The 693-nt window shown below is 40.4% G+C and carries 1 protein-coding gene; it reads left to right on the top strand.

Features of this window, described 5'->3' with window-relative positions:
- Positions 1–506, top strand: a 506-nt coding sequence (locus ACTNBF_RS16500) for an IS3 family transposase (protein WP_441089707.1), incomplete at its 5' end; no start/stop codon positions are given.
- Positions 507–693: the final 187 nt, after the last annotated feature.

Below are 693 nucleotides of genomic sequence, written 5' to 3'. Positions count from 1 at the left end.
AACAGAACTTTACGGCAGATGAAATCAATCAAAAATGGTGTACCGATTTTACCTATTTGTTTTTAGAGAACCATGATGTACGTTACAACTGTACAATTATAGATCTGCATGACCGAAGTGTTATTGCCAGCATAACAGACCGACATATCACAAGTGATCTTGCTATTCGTACCTTGCAGAAGGCACTGGAATCGCAGCCGACAATTAAAGGAGAATTAATCCTACACTCGGATCAAGGGGCGCAATTCACTTCTAAAGCATTCGTAGAGTTTTGCGAATCGGTTCATGTAACCCAGAGTATGAGTAAGGCCGGATATCCGTATGATAATGCACCAATGGAGAGATATTTCAACACCTTGAAAAGTGAACTGATATATCTGTACGAATATGATACCGAGGAAGCTTTGTATCAGGCTGTAGAGGAGTTTGCATATGTTGAATACAATCATGTACGACCTCACAGCTTCAATGGTTATTTAACACCTTATCAGGCTAGAATCGCTTAATGCGATACAGTTCCAGATTGGATTGCTTGATTATTCTTCACCAGGAGCTTTCAGTGTATGTCAAGGACAAGGCCGCCAAAGGCGGTGCGAAGCATCCTTTACATACACTGGAAACTCCGGTATTATCCAAGCAACAATCCAATGAATTTTTTAGCCACAAATGTTACAAAAAAGCTTGACCACAACA

The organism is Bariatricus sp. HCP28S3_A4, from assembly GCF_052066395.1.
GTDB lineage: Bacteria > Bacillota > Clostridia > Lachnospirales > Lachnospiraceae > Allocoprococcus.
This window is presented reverse-complemented; position numbering and strand designations above follow the sequence as displayed.